Annotated in this window: 14 protein-coding genes; 3 read left to right on the top strand and 11 right to left on the bottom strand. The window is 68.0% G+C overall.

Annotated elements, in window-relative coordinates:
- Window positions 1-95: 95 nt before the first annotated feature.
- The 3 genes from glpK to ptsH1 all read left to right on the top strand — a co-directional run bounded on the left by glpK (window position 96) and on the right by ptsH1 (window position 3,064).
- Entirely contained in the window at window positions 96-1,628 is a 1,533-nt protein-coding gene (gene glpK / locus ACFQI8_RS08485; protein ID WP_390243931.1) for a glycerol kinase GlpK, read from the top strand.
- A gap of 3 nt (window positions 1,629-1,631) precedes the next feature.
- Window positions 1,632-2,675: a DUF7973 family transport facilitator gene (locus tag ACFQI8_RS08480; RefSeq protein ID WP_390243930.1), complete on the top strand. Its 1,044-nt coding sequence runs from the start codon at window positions 1,632-1,634 to the stop codon at window positions 2,673-2,675.
- 113 nt (window positions 2,676-2,788) lie between these two features.
- Window positions 2,789-3,064 (top strand): phosphocarrier protein HPr, encoded by a 276-nt coding sequence (ptsH1, locus tag ACFQI8_RS08475; RefSeq protein WP_004976923.1) that lies wholly within the window; start codon window positions 2,789-2,791, stop codon window positions 3,062-3,064.
- Window positions 3,065-3,153: 89 nt separating this feature from the next.
- Here the strand turns inward: ptsH1 and dhaM are convergent, their stop codons facing one another.
- The 11 genes from dhaM to ACFQI8_RS08420 form a co-directional block, all read right to left on the bottom strand.
- Window positions 3,154-3,540 carry a dihydroxyacetone kinase phosphoryl donor subunit DhaM gene (gene dhaM / locus ACFQI8_RS08470; RefSeq protein WP_390243929.1) on the bottom strand — a complete coding sequence of 129 codons (387 nt, stop codon included), beginning with the start codon at window positions 3,538-3,540 and terminating at the stop codon, window positions 3,154-3,156.
- Window positions 3,537-4,235, bottom strand: coding sequence for a dihydroxyacetone kinase subunit DhaL (dhaL, locus tag ACFQI8_RS08465; protein WP_390243928.1), 699 nt, complete (start codon window positions 4,233-4,235; stop codon window positions 3,537-3,539). The genes dhaM and dhaL overlap by 4 nt, the downstream gene beginning before the upstream one ends.
- Window positions 4,236-4,358: 123 nt before the next feature.
- Window positions 4,359-5,357, bottom strand: a complete 999-nt coding sequence (gene dhaK, locus ACFQI8_RS08460) for a dihydroxyacetone kinase subunit DhaK (protein WP_390243927.1) — start codon at window positions 5,355-5,357, stop codon at window positions 4,359-4,361.
- Between the two features lie 196 nt (window positions 5,358-5,553).
- Window positions 5,554-8,685: an isoleucine--tRNA ligase gene (gene ileS, locus ACFQI8_RS08455; protein WP_390243926.1), complete on the bottom strand. Its 3,132-nt coding sequence runs from the start codon at window positions 8,683-8,685 to the stop codon at window positions 5,554-5,556.
- A gap of 492 nt (window positions 8,686-9,177) precedes the next feature.
- Entirely contained in the window at window positions 9,178-9,780 is a 603-nt protein-coding gene (locus ACFQI8_RS08450; RefSeq protein ID WP_390243925.1) for a hypothetical protein, read from the bottom strand.
- Between the two features lie 32 nt (window positions 9,781-9,812).
- Window positions 9,813-10,118 (bottom strand): DUF8036 family membrane protein, encoded by a 306-nt coding sequence (locus ACFQI8_RS08445; RefSeq protein WP_390243924.1) that lies wholly within the window; start codon window positions 10,116-10,118, stop codon window positions 9,813-9,815.
- A 127-nt stretch (window positions 10,119-10,245) separates the two neighbouring features.
- Window positions 10,246-11,649 (bottom strand): DUF4397 domain-containing protein, encoded by a 1,404-nt coding sequence (locus ACFQI8_RS08440; protein ID WP_390243923.1) that lies wholly within the window; start codon window positions 11,647-11,649, stop codon window positions 10,246-10,248.
- A gap of 185 nt (window positions 11,650-11,834) precedes the next feature.
- Window positions 11,835-12,287, bottom strand: coding sequence for a hypothetical protein (locus ACFQI8_RS08435; RefSeq protein WP_390243922.1), 453 nt, complete (start codon window positions 12,285-12,287; stop codon window positions 11,835-11,837).
- A gap of 63 nt (window positions 12,288-12,350) precedes the next feature.
- Entirely contained in the window at window positions 12,351-12,833 is a 483-nt protein-coding gene (locus tag ACFQI8_RS08430) for an acyl-CoA thioesterase (RefSeq protein WP_390243921.1), read from the bottom strand.
- A 60-nt stretch (window positions 12,834-12,893) separates the two neighbouring features.
- Window positions 12,894-13,337, bottom strand: coding sequence for a bifunctional nuclease family protein (locus ACFQI8_RS08425; protein WP_390243920.1), 444 nt, complete (start codon window positions 13,335-13,337; stop codon window positions 12,894-12,896).
- 81 nt (window positions 13,338-13,418) lie between these two features.
- Window positions 13,419-14,039 carry an ArsR/SmtB family transcription factor gene (locus ACFQI8_RS08420; protein WP_390243919.1) on the bottom strand — a complete coding sequence of 207 codons (621 nt, stop codon included), beginning with the start codon at window positions 14,037-14,039 and terminating at the stop codon, window positions 13,419-13,421.
- Between the last annotated feature and the right edge of the window lie 32 nt (window positions 14,040-14,071).

Raw genomic sequence — 14,071 nt, 5'->3', positions numbered from 1 at the left:
CGAGGGAGTAGTAAAGAAACATTTATCATATAATTTGTACACGTTTGTAGTGGTAGGACTCTCACACCGAGAGTTCGTATCGAGGTTGGTTAGAAATGTCAGGAGAAACTTACGTCGGTGCCATCGATCAGGGCACTACAGGCACGCGGTTCATGGTGTTCGACCACGACGGCAAGGTGGTCGCTAACGCTTACGAGAAGCACGAACAGATCTACCCAGAGCCCGGTTGGGTCGAACACGACGCAAACGAGATTTGGGACAACACGAAGAACGTCATCGACGCGGCACTTTCGAGCGCCGGGGTCGATGCCGAGCAGTTGGAGGCCATCGGTATCACGAACCAGCGCGAGACGACGCTCATCTGGGACCGTGAGACCGGACAGCCGATTCACAACGCAATCGTCTGGCAGGACCGTCGGACGACCGAACGCATCGAGACGCTCGAAGCGGACGGTAAGACCGACGACGTGCGCGCCAAGACGGGTCTCGAACCCGACGCGTACTTCTCTGCGACGAAAGCCGAGTGGCTACTCGACAACTCCGACCCCATCAAGCTCCAGCGCTCCCGCCCCGAGGACATCCGCGACCGCGCCGCCGACGGCGAACTCGCGTTCGGGACCATCGACACGTGGCTCATCTACAAGCTGACGGGGAACCACATCACGGACGTGACGAACGCGTCGCGGACCATGCTGTTCAACATCCACGACATGGAGTGGGACGACGAACTCCTCGAGGAGTTCAACGTCCCGCGGGAGCTCCTCCCCGAGGTCCGCCCGTCGTCCGACGACGACCACTACGGCGAGACCGACGCGAACGGTTTCCTCGGCGCGGAAGTCCCCGTCGCCGGCGCGCTCGGCGACCAGCAGGCCGCGCTGTTCGGCCAGACGTGTTTCGACGCGGGCGACGCGAAGAACACCTACGGCACCGGCTCGTTCATGCTGATGAACACCGGCGACGAGGCGGTCATGTCCGAACACGGCCTGCTCACCACTGTCGGCTTCCAGCGCTCCGGTGAGCCGGTCCAGTACGCCCTCGAAGGCTCCATCTTCATCACCGGCGCGGCAATCGAGTGGCTCGAAGACATGACGCTCATCGACAACGCCACCGAGTCCGAGAAGCTCGCTCGGTCGGTCGAGTCCACCGACGGCGTCTACTTCGTCCCCGCGTTCACGGGCCTCGGAGCGCCCCACTGGGACCAGCGCGCCCGCGGCACCATCGTCGGCATGACCCGCGGCACCCGCCGCGAGCACATCGTCCGCGCGACGCTCGAATCCATCGCGTTCCAGACGCGCGACGTGGCCGAGGCGATGGAGTCCGACAGCGACATCGACCTCTCCAGTCTCCGCGTCGACGGCGGCGCTGTCAAGAACAACTTCCTCTGTCAGCTCCAGTCGAACATCCTCGACACGGAGATTGTGCGCCCGCAGGTCGACGAGACGACCGCCCTCGGTGCGGCCTACGCGGCCGGTCTCGCCGTCGGCTACTGGGAGACGCTCGACGAACTCCGCGAGAACTGGCAGGTCGACCGCGAGTTCGCCCCGAAAGACCCACAGAACGTCGAAACGCGCTACGGCCGCTGGAAGGAGGCCGTCGACCGCTCGCTCGACTGGGCACGGGAGGAATAATTCGTGTTCGAAACATTCGCACTCCAGATTCCGGTCATCGGCGTCAGCGCCGAGCGGTTCGTCGTCCTCCTGCTCGCGGCGTTCGCGGGCGGGATGTTCGGCGCGTCCGTCGGAGCGCTCCCCTCGTTCGTCTTCACCGGCTTCGTCGTCCTCCTCGGCGAGACGGCGGGGACGGTCATCCGACAGTTAGAAGGCGTGGACCTCGTCACCGCCGGCGAACTCGGTACGGGCATCACCGGTAGTATCGGGTTCGGCCCGTTCGTCGGCCCGCACATCGTGTTCGCGGCCGGCGTCGCGGCCAGCGCCTACGCCGGCAAGAACGCCGAGTTCGACGTCGACGGCAAGAACATCCTGCACGCGTTCGGGACTCGACCCGACGTGCTCGCCATCGGCGGCGTCTTCGGCGTGCTCGGCCTGCTCATCGCCCGCATCTCCAGCGGTATCGGCCTCCCGCTCGACGGCGTCGCGCTGTCGGTCATGACGACCGCGCTCATCGCCCGACTCGCGTTCGACTACCCGCTCATCGGCACGCCCGCCGGCGACGGCTACCTCGACATGACGCCGTTCGAGAAGGGCACGCTCCGCGGCGACGGAAGCGACCGGCTGGCAGTCGAGCCGTGGCTCCCCCAGCAGTACGAGTGGGCTAGCGTCTCCGCCATCGGCCTCGCGGCCGGCATCCTCGGCGGCTGGGCGTGGCTCGTCACCGGGAGCTTCTTCCTCGGTTACGGTATCTCCGCGGCGAGCCTGCTGTTCTTACAGCTCGGTGTCGAGAACTTCCCCGTCACCCACCACATCACGCTCGGCGGCTCGTCGTTCGCGGCGGTCGCCGCGCCGATGGTCGGCGGCAGTGAACCGCTCATCCTCGTGGCCGCCGCGGTCGGCGGCCTCGTGGGCGCGCTCCTCGGTGAAGTCACCCAGCGCGTCGTCTACTCCCACTCCGGGACGCACGTGGACCCGCCGGCGATGTCGATTACCATCTACTCGCTCATCCTCGGCGTGCTGTTCCTCCTCGGGGTCATCCCCAACGCGGCGTACCTCGGGCTCTAACCCCGGACGCCCCCGGCCCCGCACACCCCCGGTCCCGCACACGTCGTTCACGATTTTTTGCCGCCGCGTTCCGCAACCGGTAGCGATAACGCTCCGCGGTCGATACCCGACGTATGGAACGCATCGTCGCCGTCGTCCCGAAAGACGGCCTGCACGCTCGTCCCGCCTCCCAGTTCGTCGAGACCGCGAACTCCTTCGACGCCGACGTCCAACTCGGCCGCGCCGACGAGGACGACCTCGTCCCCGCCGCCAGCATGCTCGCCGTCACCGGCCTCGGCGTCGGCCACGGCGAGGAGATTCGCCTCGTCGCCGAGGGTGACGACGCGGAAGCCGCGCTCGACGCACTCGAAGCAGTGCTCTCGACGCCCGAAGCCGGCGACGAAGAATAACGAAACGAAACCGCGGGCCGACGCGTCGCGCGGCGGACGCTCTTTTCGGCAGTCGGTTCGGTGGCCCGGACGCCCGGGCCCCGACCGGCTCAGTTCAGCTTCCGGTAGTCGCGGGCGTCCTCGGCGCGCTCGACGACCGAATCGAGCGTCGCCTTCTTGCTCGTCGTCTCGACGGCCGCGTTGAGCGTGCCCTCCAGCACCGGCGCGTCCGCGATGACCGCCTCGGAGTCCATCGCCATCTCGATGGCGAGTTCCGCGTTCATCACGGCACTGCCGAGGTCCACGAGGATGACGACGCCGTCGCCGTCGTCCGCCTCCTCGATGCCCTCGCGGATGCGGTCCGGCGAGGTGCCGATGCCGTCTTCGTCGCCGCCGGCGGGGACGATGCGGGCGTTGCCGCCGCCCATCTGCGCCGCGACTTCCGCGATTCCCTCGGCCGCCTTCGCGCTGTGCGAGACGACGACGAGGCCGATCATTCGTCTCTCCCGACGGCGTCTTCGGCCCGCGCGTCGCGGTCGACCTCACCGTCGAGGTACTCCTCGGCGGTCGCCAGTAGCTCTTCGAGGATGAACAGCGTGCTCGTCGCACCGGGGTCCTGATGGCCGACAGAGCGCCAGTCGAGGAACGACGCACGCCCCTTCATCGCCTTGATGGGGACGGTGAAGGCGACGCCGCGTTCGGCCGCGTCGACGGCCTTGGCGAGCGCTTCGAGCGGCGGGAGGTCGTCCTGCTCGATGGACTTCTTGTAGGTGTGGACGGCGGGGACGAGCGCGTCGACCATCGTCTTCGCGCCGACCTGCGCGCCGCCGCGGTCTTTGACCTTGTCGAGATACGCCTCGGCGAACGCCACCGAGGTCTCGACGGTGATGCCCTCTTCGAACTCTTGGCTGGCGAACATGATAGAGCCGCCGTAGAGGGGGCCGGACGCCCCGCCGACGTTCGAGATGAGCGTCGTCCCGACGTTCTTGACGACCTCGTTCGGCTCCATCTCGGCGAACTCCTCGCGCTTGTCGGCGGCCTTGCCGAAGCCGCGCTCCATGTTCGCGCCGTGGTCGGCGTCGCCGATGGCGGAGTCGAGGTCCGTGAGATACTCCTTTTCCTCGGCGAGGCGCTCGGCGACGTTATCGAGCGCGTCCAGCACCGCTTCGCGTTGTGTCTCTGAGTCAGCCATGGCTGACCTTCGTCGGCCGGGGGTTAATCCCTTGTCCCGCGGGACTGTTCTGCCGCGAAAAATCGGTGACGTGTCGGGGGTCGCCGCCGCTAGCTCCCGGCGACCGACGACGCGGCGCGTCGCTTACTCGGTGACGGTCAGACCGGGCGTCTCCGCGGGCGCACCGAGCAGTTCCTTCAGCTCGTCGTCGACGCGGAGCACGGAGATCGAACAGCCCATCATGTCGAGCGAGGTCATGTAGTCGCCGACCCACGCGTCCCACGTCTCGACGCCGCGGTCGTCGAGGATGGACTGGAGCTTTCGGTTGACGATGTACAGCTCAGACAGCGGCGTGCCGCCCATGCCGTTGACCATCGTCACGACCTCCTCGCCCTCGTCGAGGTCGAGGTCGTCGAGGACGTTCTCGGTCAGGTGTTCGGTAATCTCGTCGGCGCTCATGAGGTCGGCGCGCTCGGTTCCCGGCTCGCCGTGGATGCCGATGCCGAGTTCGATCTCGTCCTCGCCGAGGTCGAACGTCGGCTCGCCCTTCTCGGGGGTGACACAGGAGGTGAGCGCCATCCCCATCGTCCGCACGTTGTCGACGACTTTCTCCGCGACCGCCGTGACCTCGGCGAGGTCGCCGCCCGCGGCGGCCTTCGCGCCCGCGCACTTGTGGACGAAGATTGTGCCCGCGACGCCCCGGCGGCCCGAGGTGTACAGCGAGTCCTCGACGGCCACGTCGTCGTTGACGACGACCTGCTCGACGTCGACGCCTTCCATGCCGGCCATCTCGGCGGCGGTGTCGAAGTTCATCACGTCGCCCTCGTAGTTCTTGACGACGCAGAGGACGCCCTCGCCCGCGTCCGTCGCCTGAATCATCTCGTTCAACTGGTCGGCCGTCGGCGAGGTAAAGACCTCACCGGCCGCCGCGCCGTCGAGCATCCCCTCACCGAGATAGCCCGCGTGCGTCGGCTCGTGGCCCGACCCGCCGCCGGAGACGACCGCGACCTTCCCCCCGACCGGCGCGTCGCCGCGGACGAGGACGTTCGTGCCGTCGAGCCGGCGGAGTTCGGGGTGCGCCGCGACCATCCCGTCGAGCATCTCGTCTACGACTGCACCGGGTTCGTTGATGAGTTTCTTCATGACTCACCGTCCATCACGTTCGATAAGGCCAAAAGTGTTGGTCAGTCGGAAGTCGATACGGTCGCTATCTGCGAAAAATCGGCCTAAAGAACCCCGCGTTGTACGGGTCGCGGCGGCGGCCGAGCGTCGGGCCGGCGGAGACGCCGCGGGCCGGTGCGGGCCGGTGCGAGCCGGTGCGGACGGGCGCGCGACCGCCTCAGTCGAGTTGGGTGACCGCGATGGTCACCGACACGTCCTCGACGTCCCACGTCTCGACCGTCTCGCCCTCGGCCGACCCGAGGTCGAACTCGCGGGCGCGGACCTCCTCGGCGATGAGGTCGCTGTTCTCCGCGACGAAGCCGGCGACGCGCTCGTCGTCGACCGCGAGCGACACGTCGATTTCGGCCTCCACGTCGAGGTCGAGCTGTTTGCGCATCTCCTGAATCCGGCGGATGACGTCGCGGGCGTAGCCCTCGGACTCGATGTCGTCGGTGAGTTCCGTATCGACGTAGACCGTGCCGCCCTCGAAGTCGGCACCGCTGACGTGTTCGGGCGGTTCCGCGCGGTACGAGACCATCTCGTCGGTGAGGTCGTACGTCTCGCCGTCGACCGCAACGCCGGATTCGACCTCGGCGCGCGAGAGCCCTTCGACGGCCTCCATGATTTTCTGGGCGTCAGCGCCGAACTCCGGCCCGATGACGCTCATCTGCGGCTCGGCCGTCTCGACGAGTTCGTCGAAGACCTCGACGACCTGCACGTCGCGGGTGTTCACGCGCTCTGCGAGGAGGTCCGAGAGGGCGTCGACCGCCTCGGCGACGGCGTCGTCCTTGGACTCGACGACGATTCGCGAGACGGGCCAGCGGAGCTTGCGGCCGCCGAGTTGGCGGGCGTGCGCCGCGGCCTCCTCCACGTCGCGGAGGACGGCCATGTTGGCTTCCAGCTCCTCGTCGCGGAGCTCCTCGTCGGCCTCGGGATACGACAGCATGTGGACGGACGTCTCCGAGCCGTCGAGCCGCTGGTACATCCGCTCGGCCATGTAGGGCGCGTAGGGCGCGATGAGCCGGATGGACTCCGAGAGCACCGTCGAGAGCGTGGCGTACGCGCCGAGCTTCGACGCCGAGTCCGCTTCGTCCCACATGCGCTCGCGGATGGCCTTCACGTAGAACCGCGAGACGTCCTTTGTGATGAAGTCCAAAAGCGCGTTGAGCGCGGTGGAGACCTCGTAGTCGTCCCACGCGTCGGCCATCTCGGCCTCGACGGTCTGGAGCCGCGAGAGCACCCACTCGTCGACGACGGTGAGTTCGCCGTCCGAGCGGTCGGCCTCGGCGGGGTCGTAGCCGTCGAGGTCCATGTACGGAAGCGGGAATCGGAAGACGTTCCAGAAGATGTTGAGCGTCGACTGGGTGTCGGCGAGGCCGTCCCACTCGAACGAGAGGTCGACGCCCTGCTGGTCGTGGCTGAGGAGGTAGGCGCGAAGCGGGTCGCGGCCGGCGCGGTCGATGGCCTCCTCGGGCGTCACGATGTTGCCGACGGACTTCGACATCTTGCGGCCGTCCTTGTCGTTGGCGAAGCCGTGCATGATGACCTCCTTGTACGGCGACTCGCCGGTCGCGGCGGTGCCCATGCCGAGTTGCGACCAGAACCAGCCGCGGGTCTGGTCGTGCGCCTCGATGATGAGGTCGGCGGGCCACAGCTCGTCGTAGGCCTCCGTCTCGCCGGGGAAGTCGAGCGTGCCCCACGTGGCGACCGAGGAATCAATCCACACGTCGAACACGTCGGGGACGCGCTCGTAGGTCACGCCGTCTTCGGTGATGGTGATGGGGTCCACCGAGGGGCGGTGGAGGTCCACCGTCTCGGGGTCGATATTCTGGTCGGCGCGCTCGGCGAGTTCCTCGCGGGTGCCGACGACGATCCTCTCCTGTGCGCCCTCCGCGTCGGCGTCCTGCGGGACCCAGATGGGAAGCGGGATGCCCCAGTAGCGCTGGCGGGAGACGTTCCAGTCGGGCGCGTCGCTCACGAAGTCGCGGAAGCGGTTGTCGCGGGCCCAGTCCGGGTGCCACTCGGACTCCTCGATGTTGTCGAGAAGCTGGTCTTTCACGTCCGTGACCGTGATGAACCACTGGTCGGTAGCGAGGAAGATGATGTCCGTGTCACAGCGCCAACAGTGGCCGTAGCGGTGGTCGTGCTCGCCGGCGTGGAGCAGGTGGCCGAGTTCGTCGAGGTCCTCGATGACCTCCGGGTTGGCGTCGCGGACGAAGGTGCCCGCGTAGTCGCCGCCCTGCTCGGTGAACTCGCCTTTGTCGTCGACGGGGACGAACACGTCGAGCCCGAGTTCCTGCCCGCGGGCGAAGTCCTCCTGACCGTGGCCGGGCGCGGAGTGGACGAGGCCCGTGCGGTCGGCCTCGACGTAGTCGGCGGTGTACACCTGTCCCGCACCCTCGAAGTCGGCGTACTCGGTGACCACGCCGGCGAGCGGGTGGTCGTACTCCCAGCCGACCATCTCCTCGCCCGTGACCTCCGAAAGGACCTCGTAGTCCTCGTAGCGGCCTTTCTTCAGGACCGCCTCGACGCAGGGCTCGGCGAGGTACAGCACCTCGCTCTCGCCGTCCTTCTCGGCGCGGACCTCTTGGTACGTCATCTCGCCGTCGACGGCGACGAACGTGTTCGCGGGGATGGTCCACGGCGTCGTCGTCCAGATGACGAGGTTGCCCTCGCGGCCCTTCAGCGGAAACTTGACGTAGATAGACGGCGAGGTGATTTCGTCGTACTCGACCTCGTTGGCCGCGATGGCGGTCTGACAGCGCGGGCAGTAGTTGACGCTCCGCTTGCCCTGTTCGACCAGCCCGTTTTCGGCGACCTTCGAGAAGGCCCACCACGCGGACTCCATGTACTCGGGCGACAGCGTCTGGTAGGGGTTGTCCCAGTCCATCCACGCGCCGATAGACTGGAAGTCCTCGTCCATCGCCTCGCGGTTGCGGACGGCGAACTCCTTGCACTTCTGGATGAACTGCTCCATGCCGAACTCCTCGATGTCGCGCTTCGAGGTGAAGCCGAGTTCCTCCTCGACTTTGACCTCGATGGGGAGGCCGTGCATGTCGTAGCCGGGGCGGTCCGTGACCTGATGGCCCGTCATGCGCTTGTGCCGGATGACGGCGTCCTTCAGCGTCTTGTTCCACGCCGTGCCGAGGTGCATCTGGCCGGAGGTGTACGGCGGGCCGTCGACGAAGAAGAACGACGGGTCGTCGGCGTGTGCCTCCTTCGTCGCCTCGTACGCGTCGTTTTCGTCCCAGTACTCGCCGACGACGGACTCCACGTCCGACGGCGTGTACTGGTCTGCGATGTCTTCCATACCCCGTCCTTCTCGTGGATATATATCAAAACGGCGGGTCTGGTCCGCGTCGCCCGGGCGTTCCGTCGGGTCGGTCTCAGACACGGTCGACCCTCCGCTGTCGGGGGGCGACCCGCCGCGCTCGCGGGCGCGGTCGCCGGGTTGCTGGTCGCTGTCGATGGCCTGCTGGTCGCTGTCGATACGCCTGTCGGGTGGGGAGAGTGTGTCGCTCCATTGGAGTTCCGGTGGTCAGACCGGAGGGAGACCGCTGTCGCTCGGAGGTCGATACGGACGGTGGAGTGAGGATGAGAGATGTGCGAGGCTACCGCCCCGCGATACTGGGCGACGGGGCGACGACCGAGCGTCGGGACTGGCCGACCGCGGGCGAGCGGGGGACAGTCCAGCGTGGTCGCATGGTATCCGAAACCAGTCGCGCGAGGAGTATAACGCTTACTCCGGGGTCGACCCCGACGCCGACCCCGACGGCGAGGGGACGCCGACGAGACCCCGACGCTACCGGTCCGACCAGCGACCGACGCGATAGGTCGCCACAGTCTGTTCGGAGTCCGACCCAAGCGAACTGCCGGCGTCGTCGTCGCGCTCGAACACCCGGAGCGTGGCGTTCGTCGGCGCGGCGTCGCTTCCCACGTCGAACGTCGAGAGATGGGTGCAGACGAGCGTGTCGGCCTCGAACACCTCGGGGTCGGACGGCGGCGACCGTCGAATCGGGATGTCGGCGTCGCGCCACCCGCTCCACGACGGGGAGAGCGCGACGTTGTAGAACGCGGCGTCCTCGCGGGGCATGCGGACCTCGAACAGGAGGACGAACGAGTCGCCGTCGGCCCCCAGCAGGTCGTTCGAGTACTGCCCCTGCATCGCGCGGTCGGTGAACACGTCCCGCTGGTCGGCCGGCGGGTCGGAAAAGAGCCACCCGCGGAAGTCGGCGTCCTCGGGGAACGACCCCGTCACGTATCGCTCGTCCGCCGGATGGAGTTGCGAGTGGCCGGTGTCGGCGCGGATTCGACCGCTGGCGGTTCGTCGGGCGTCGGCGAGACAGCCCGAGAGGCCGGCAAGCGAGAGCGCGGCGGCGCTCGAGAGGAGGGCTCGGCGGTGCATGCAAGGAGGCTCGGAGGCCTCCGAGTTAACGTTTAATCCCACGTGATCCACAGGAGGACGGCCAGCGCGACCGCTTGGAGGACGTGGATTCCCATCAGCACCCGCCACGCCGCGGCGGGGACGGCGGTGGCGAACCAGACCGATAGCGTCGGGTCGACGAGGTAGTAGTAGAGCGCGAAGAGGCTCTGGGCGAGGAGGAACGCGCCGAAGACAACCAAGCCGAGCGCGTGCTTCGACCGGAACAGCAGGTAGTTCCGCCCCCAGACGCCGAGCAGGACCACGAGGAACACCGCGCTCGCGCCGAGCGAGAGCCGCGCGGCGTCGACCCAGACGCTCATGGCCGCCGCTGTGCGCGGGGCGGTCCGCGTCGTCGGGGTCGCGTTGGCGTCATTCGTTCGGGTGGAAGGTCTCCCGGATGCGGTGTCGGGTCGGGGGCGCTCGCAGGCCGGACGGGCCGGTCTGCGGTCAGTTGTCCGCGACGACGCTGAGGTCGAACGCGGCGTCCGCCGGCTCTCCGTCGGGCGTCAGGTAGCCGAGCGCGATGGCGGTGTAGGCGCGCCCGCCCTCGACCGCGACGTCGAACTCGGCGACCACGTCGCCGTCGTTCGAGTCCGTGTCGCCCCGTATCTGGAGAGTGTATTCGCCCGCGGGAACCTCGACGGTCGCGGCGTCGCCGAAGGCCGCGCCGTCGACGAGGGCGTCGCCCGACCCCACGACGGTCACGTCGACGGCTGGCGCGTCCGGCGAGGCGTGAAGCACCCGGATGCGGGCCGCGTCGTCCGCGGGGGCCGACCGGTCGTCTTCGAGGAGCGAGACGGCGAAGCCGTTGTCGGCTCCCGAGTCGAGCTCGCCGAGCGCCGCGGCGGTGTACGCGCCGGCCGCGAGGTCAAGCGTCTCGTCGAAGACGACGGTGTCGGGCGCGTCGGTCGCGCGAATCGTCACCTGATGCGAGCCGGCGGTCAGCGCGAGATAGTCGCTGACCGCGCCGAACGGCACGTCGGCGAGCGCGACCGCGTCGTCGACGAGGACGTCGACGTTCGGCGCGTCTGGCGAGAGATGCGCGGCGCGGAGCGACACGTCGCGCTGGACGAGTCCCCCGCCGCCGGAGCCGGCGTCGACGACCACGACGGGCCGGAAGCCCGCGTCGGCCGACTCGTCGTCGGGCGTCAGGTAACCCGCCGCGAACACCGTGTAGACGGTACCGCCGGCGAGTTCCACGTTGAACTCGGCGACCGCGTCGCCGTCGTTCGATTCCGTATCGCCCCTGACCTGAAGCGCGTAGGTGTCGGCCGGCACCTCGACGCTCCCGGACTGGGTGAAGGAGACGCCGTCGAAGAGCACCGTGTCGCCGGCGGTCACGTCGACGGCGGGCGCGTCGGGCGAGGCGTGGACCACCCGGACCCGAGCCGTGTCGTCGGCCGGGAGCGACACGTCGTCTTCGAGGACGAGCGGTTCGAACGTCCCTTCGGCGAGTTCGCCGACCGCGGCGACGGTGTAGGTCGCCTCGGCGACGTCGAGGTCCCCCTCGAAGGCGACTGTCGACTCGTCGCCGGCGGCGGTCACTTTCACCGTCCGGGTCCCGACGGGAACCGAGAGGTAGTCGCTGACCGCGCCGAACGGCACGTCAGAGAGCGCGACCGAGTCGTCGACGTACACGTCGACGTTCGGCGCGTCCGGCGAGAGATGCGCCACGCGGAGCATCGCTGTCTCCGGTTCTGGCGTCGGGGTCGGCGTCGGCGTCGGCGTCGACGTCGTGGTCGTCTCGGTCTCGTCGTCGGCCGTGCCGCCGCCCATACACCCTGCGAGTCCGCCCGCGATAGCGACGCCACCGAATCCACGGAGTACGTCGCGTCGTTTTATGTTCGTCATAGCGACAGGTGATGAGAGCGCCGATTGGAATATCACCGTTTTCCCAAATCTGACCACAATCCCTCCACAAATATGTATATCTCGTGAGAATATCACGAATAAGAGACTATTCTCAACGGTTTTCTGGAGGTGATTCGTGAGAAGCCGAGCCGAGAAAAACGACAGGGAGGGGAAAAGCGGCGACCTCAGAAGTCCGGCAGGTCGTCGGGCGCTTCGTACTCGGACTCCCAGTCGATGTAGTCGTCTTTGAGCACGTCGCACACGTCCTGTCCGAGTTCGGTGAGGCCGGCGTTGATAGACGACACCTCGCCCCACGAGGTCAGGTCGGGGTGGAGGTCGCGCTCCTTCCAGTCCTCGGGGATGCCGGGGGCGTGGTAGCCGACGCGGTCGGCGAAGTCGTCCCAGAAGAAGTCGAAGTAGGTGAGGAGGTCGAGGTCGAGGACGACTTCCCACTGCGCCTCGGTGACGGGCGTCTCGGCGGCCCACGCCTCGAAGGCGTCGGTCCACGCGCCGGCTTCGAGGAACGCCTCCAACTCGGCGCGCTTGAAGTCGGCGTCGGCCGCCACCTGCGCGTCGTCGTACTGATTCGGGTCCACCGTCGGGAGCGACGGCGGGTCCGGGACGGGAACGTCGAGCATGGTCGCCAGTCGGTCGCCGTCGGGGAAAAGGGTTCGGCGCTGTCGCCGGTGGGGTCTTCCGCCCTACTCCATGCGCTCGATGACGGATTCGAGCTGGTCGGCGCGGGCGGCGACCGCCTCGGCGCGGAGTTCGTCTTCCTCGTCGGTCTCACAGACCAGTCGGGGGACGGGCGTCGGCTTCCCGTCGTCGTCGAGCGCGACGAACGTCAGAAACGACGTGGTCGTCTTCCGAAGCTCGTCGGTCTTCGGATTCTCGGCGTGCACGTCGACTTTCACGTCCACGCTGGTCCGGCCGACGTTGAACACGTACGCCTCGATGACGGCCACCTCGCCGAGGTCGATGGGGCCGATGAAGTCGACGTGATCCATCGACGCGGTGACGCACTGGCGGTTCGAAAAGCGCATCGCGGCGATGGCCCCGCAGATGTCCATCCAGTGGAGGACCGCCCCGCCGAGGGCTCGCCCGAGGTTGTTCGTGTCGTTCGGCAGGAGGAGCTCGGTCATCTCGGTGCGCGACTCGCCGAGCGTCGCAGTAGATTCGCTCATGCGAGCAGGATCACGCCGAGGGGGCTTGAAATCGTGGGGCGCGGCGGCGACGCCCCGCGTTCAGCCGTCGAAATCGGCGTCGAACGCCTCGGGCGACTGGCCGGCGGCGTCGAGCACCTCGTCGGAGACGAGGATGGGGCAGTCCACGCGGATGGCGAGGGCGATGGCGTCGCTCGGGCGCGCGTCGAAGACGACCGACCGAGCCTCGCCGTCGTGGTAGCGCTCCGCGTCGACCTTGGCGAGAAACGTGCCGTTCGAGAGGTCGTCGATGCGGATGCTGTCTATGGCCCCGCCGAACTCCGTCACCATCTCGACCAAGAGGTCGTGGGTCAGCGGGCGCTCGAACTGCTCGCCGGAGAGACCGAGTTGGATGGCCTGAGCCTGGTCCGACGTGATGACGATGGGCAGGAACTCGTCGCGCGCTTCGAGGACGACCGCCGGGACGTTCGAGCCGTCTTCGCCGACGCCGACCCCGATACCGCGGACCACGGCACGGTGTTTCATGCTATGCTGTAGTTGGCGGGAGTACGAATAGTTACCCCAGCGCGAATCGCCGACCCGGTCGCCGTCGACTCCCGCGGTGCCTCACCGTCGGGCGAACTGGACGGCCGCGACGACGAGCAGGATGACGAGGCCGCCGGCGAAGAAGGCCAGCCCCGGCGGGACTCCCTGCGCCGCCGCGGGCGCGGCCTCCGCGGCCATCGTCGAGACCGCCGTCGCGTCGGCGGACTCCGCGGCACCGCCGGCACCGCCGAGGACGCCGAGCCCGCGCGTGGTGACCCACTGGACGAGCGCCGACAGCAGAGCCAACACGGCGACGCCCCCGAGCAGGCTCGTCAGCATGGACGCGAGACCCGTCCGGGTCTCCTCACCGCCGGCGACGACGACGAGCGGCCTGTCGGCGGGCGCGTACACCTTCATCTCGCGGCCCTTCTCGGAGTAGACGATGTCGACCACCTCGACGAGGCCCGCGTCGTCGAGCTTTCGGAGGTGGTACTGCACGTTCTGGAGCGACGTGTCGACCCGCTCTGCGAGTTCCGCGGCGTTCGTCGGCTCCTCGTGGAGCGCGGCGAGCACGCGGCGGGCCGTCTCCGACGAGAGCGCCGACAGGAGGTCCGACGCCTCGTCGTCGTCGAGACCGATGACCCGCGGGGAGGACTCCTCCGCGGCGGAGGTGTCGGGAGTGGAGGGCAACAAACCGGCCATGGGGAGGAGTACTCCGCCGGAGGATACAAACC

Origin of the sequence: Haloferax chudinovii, assembly GCF_042663345.1 — an archaeon.
Lineage (GTDB): Archaea > Halobacteriota > Halobacteria > Halobacteriales > Haloferacaceae > Haloferax > Haloferax chudinovii.
The sequence above is the reverse complement of the archived record's forward strand: the minus strand, read 5'-3'. Positions and strand labels throughout refer to the sequence as shown.

Coding starts and splice junctions, on each gene's coding strand:
- ptsH1 (WP_004976923.1), top strand. CDS start 2,789: ATGGAACGCATCGTCGCCGTCGTCCCGAAAGACGGCCTGCACGCTCGT.
- dhaL (WP_390243928.1), bottom strand. CDS start 4,235: ATGGCTGACTCAGAGACACAACGCGAAGCGGTGCTGGACGCGCTCGAT.
- ACFQI8_RS08450 (WP_390243925.1), bottom strand. CDS start 9,780: ATGCACCGCCGAGCCCTCCTCTCGAGCGCCGCCGCGCTCTCGCTTGCC.
- ACFQI8_RS08435 (WP_390243922.1), bottom strand. CDS start 12,287: ATGCTCGACGTTCCCGTCCCGGACCCGCCGTCGCTCCCGACGGTGGAC.
- glpK (WP_390243931.1), top strand. CDS start 96: ATGTCAGGAGAAACTTACGTCGGTGCCATCGATCAGGGCACTACAGGC.
- ileS (WP_390243926.1), bottom strand. CDS start 8,685: ATGGAAGACATCGCAGACCAGTACACGCCGTCGGACGTGGAGTCCGTC.
- ACFQI8_RS08425 (WP_390243920.1), bottom strand. CDS start 13,337: ATGAAACACCGTGCCGTGGTCCGCGGTATCGGGGTCGGCGTCGGCGAA.
- ACFQI8_RS08445 (WP_390243924.1), bottom strand. CDS start 10,118: ATGAGCGTCTGGGTCGACGCCGCGCGGCTCTCGCTCGGCGCGAGCGCG.
- ACFQI8_RS08420 (WP_390243919.1), bottom strand. CDS start 14,039: ATGGCCGGTTTGTTGCCCTCCACTCCCGACACCTCCGCCGCGGAGGAG.
- dhaM (WP_390243929.1), bottom strand. CDS start 3,540: ATGATCGGCCTCGTCGTCGTCTCGCACAGCGCGAAGGCGGCCGAGGGA.
- ACFQI8_RS08440 (WP_390243923.1), bottom strand. CDS start 11,649: ATGACGAACATAAAACGACGCGACGTACTCCGTGGATTCGGTGGCGTC.
- ACFQI8_RS08430 (WP_390243921.1), bottom strand. CDS start 12,833: ATGAGCGAATCTACTGCGACGCTCGGCGAGTCGCGCACCGAGATGACC.
- dhaK (WP_390243927.1), bottom strand. CDS start 5,357: ATGAAGAAACTCATCAACGAACCCGGTGCAGTCGTAGACGAGATGCTC.